Source organism: Pontibacterium sp., from assembly GCF_041587635.1.
GTDB lineage: Bacteria > Pseudomonadota > Gammaproteobacteria > Pseudomonadales > Balneatricaceae > Pontibacterium.
The window spans coordinates 1-2,678 of the sequence record NZ_JBFGYC010000551.1; the positions used below are offsets into that span (position 1 = coordinate 1).

General features: G+C 50.9%; 2 protein-coding genes. Both read left to right on the forward strand.

Annotated elements, in window-relative coordinates; genetic code table 11:
* A partial coding sequence (locus ABYW01_RS18845; RefSeq protein ID WP_372835837.1) for a hypothetical protein occupies window positions 1–1,028 on the forward strand: 1,028 nt, incomplete at its 5' end.
* Between the two features lie 23 nt (window positions 1,029–1,051).
* On the forward strand, window positions 1,052–2,678 hold a 1,627-nt coding region (locus ABYW01_RS18850; protein WP_372835838.1), incomplete at its 3' end, for a DUF6079 family protein.

Here is a 2,678-nt window from a genome sequence, read left to right on the forward strand (position 1 = left end):
AGGATGGTTTTTCTGTACCAGTAGACGTACCTGCTCATTGGCCAGAAACTCTGCAGATGAAATGGCGGCAAAGAATGGATGCGATCAAAACCATCAAGGACATTCGGGTTATAGAAGACCCACACTATAAACGGCGCTGGATTGGACGACAGGGTTTGTTCAACAAAGCCGCACGCAGTGATGAGCTGAAAACTGCCTGTAAAGAATGGTTACTGGATCACTTGGAAAGCCAGTATCTAAAACACGAAAGCGAGCTGATTACTAGTGCCGGGCTGGCTGACCGTGTGCGTACCGACGAAGATTTTGTCAAAGTCGCGGCACATTACACTGGTAATGAGCTATTCGATATCCAGAAACTGGTTGTGGAACTGGTAGCAGTGGAGTCCATTCCACAAATGGCCCCAGCGCGCTATAAACCGACTGGCATAGTCAAATTCCGAGCTTGGCAGGAAACTTGGGAGAAACAGCGCGTTGACGACACTCTAGACGCCCGTACAGAGTTGTCGGAAGACAATTCAGACTATCTCGATAAAGAAGCGGCTGAGAGGCTGAAGCGGAGTGAAATCGGCGATATCCCTGTACCGCCTAAATATGCCCAGAAGGATTTTACCAAAGCGGCATACTGGCCACTGCGCGGCAAGCTGGATGTACCTAAGGAGCGCTTCTTCACACTGCCTGGTTGCGAAAAAGAGGGTGATACCACACCGGTGATTGGCTGGGCGGGTATGAATCATCTGCAGCGGGCGATGGCGATCGCGGTCTGGTATATCGAGCGGAAAGAGACTGATAACTGGGGTAAGGATAAGCTGATGCCGATGCTGGTGGCACTGGAAGAACTTATCCCTTGGCTTAAGCAGTGGCATAACGAGATTGATCCTGACTATGGCGAAAAGATGGGTGATTACTACGAAGGTTTCCTACTGGGAGAGATGCGCGAGCTGGACGTCAGCCGCGATGAGTTGCTGAGCTGGACACCGCCGGCGGCGAGGCGCGCCAGCCGTCAACGTAAAACCGCTAAAACTGCCTGAGCCTGGATGTAAGGAATTCTGTAATGACATTGATGAAAGATCTGATCGACATCCCGGAAAAAGTTCAGCGGGGCGATTTTGTACTAAATCTCTCCAGTGGGTTAGCACCGGAAGCTATTGATCAAACCCTGCGAGATTATGTGGTAACGCCGCAGCTGGCCAAATCTTTTGAAGATGCGCTGAGCTTTGTTAAAAGCACCGTAGACAGTAACCAAAGTCGACAGAAAGGAGCATATCTTCACGGTAGCTTCGGTAGTGGTAAATCGCATTTTATGGCGGTGTTGAACCTGCTGCTACAGGGTAATAGCCAGGCTCGGGGTATTCCTGAATTAGCTCCGGCGGTGGCTAAAAACGATGGTTGGCTACAGGGCAAGAATATTCTACTGGTGCCTTACCATATGATCGGTGCAGCCAGCATTGAGTCCGGTGTGCTGGGGGGTTATGCCAAACATATTAAAAAGTTGCACCCTGATGCGCCGGTGCCTGGCTTTTATATGAGTGACCGGCTATTTGCCGATGCAGTAAAACAACGCCGGTTGTTGGGTGATGATGCTTTTTTTAAGGCTATTAACGAGGGTAATACCAGCGCTGCTGACGATGATGGCTGGGGTGATGTTGCCTGTGGCTGGGATGCGGTCAGTTTTGAGGCAGTGATTAACGGCCAGGCGTCGGATGAAGACAAAACCAGTCTGGTTGGTGCTCTGGTTGGTACGCTGTTTGGTGCTTTTGCTGACCTGGCGAATACACAAAGTGGAGGCTATATCACCTTTGACGAAGGCTTACGGGTTATGACGCAGCATGCCAAATCACTGGGTTATGATGCGGTCATCCTGTTCCTAGATGAGCTTATTTTGTGGCTGGCCAGTCGTCTGTCCGATCAGCAATTTATCAGTACCGAGATTCAAAAAGTGGTGAAACTGGTGGAAGCGAGCGAAACCCGCGCGCTACCGCTGGTCAGCTTTATTGCACGTCAGCGTGATCTGAGGGAGTTTGTCGGCGACCAGTACACTGGAGCTGAGCAGGAAGTGTTGAGTGACTCACTGAAATACTGGGATGGTCGTTTCCATACCATTACTCTGGAAGATCGCAACCTGCCTGTGATTGCGGAAAAGCGCTTGCTACGACCGGTGGATGAATCTGCTAAAAGTCAGATTGCCCAAGCGTTCAGTACAACAGACCGCATCCGTGAAGAGGCTTATAACATACTGCTGACGAACCAGGGCGATAAGGAGATGTTCCGAGCGCTCTACCCCTTCAGCCCTGCCCTGGTGCAGGCATTGGTGGCTCTCTCTTCTGCCTTGCAGCGGGAGCGTACCGCACTGAAAGTCATGCTGATGTTGCTGGTTAGCCAACGGAATACTCTGGAACTGGGTAATGTGATTCCGGTTGGGGATCTTTACGATGTGATTGCTTCGGAGGCGGAGCCGTTCTCTGAAGCGATGCGTATGCATTTTGATAATGCCAAGAACCTGTTTGAGCGTAAGCTGATTCCGCTGCTGGAGAGTGAGCATCAGATCAACTTCAGCGATCTGGGTGGTATGCCTGACAGTGAGCCAAGAAAGCGCGCGTTTCAGAATGATATGCGGTTAATTAAAACCTTGCTGCTGTCAGCGCTGGTGCCGGAGGTGGAGTGTTTTAAAAACCTGACCG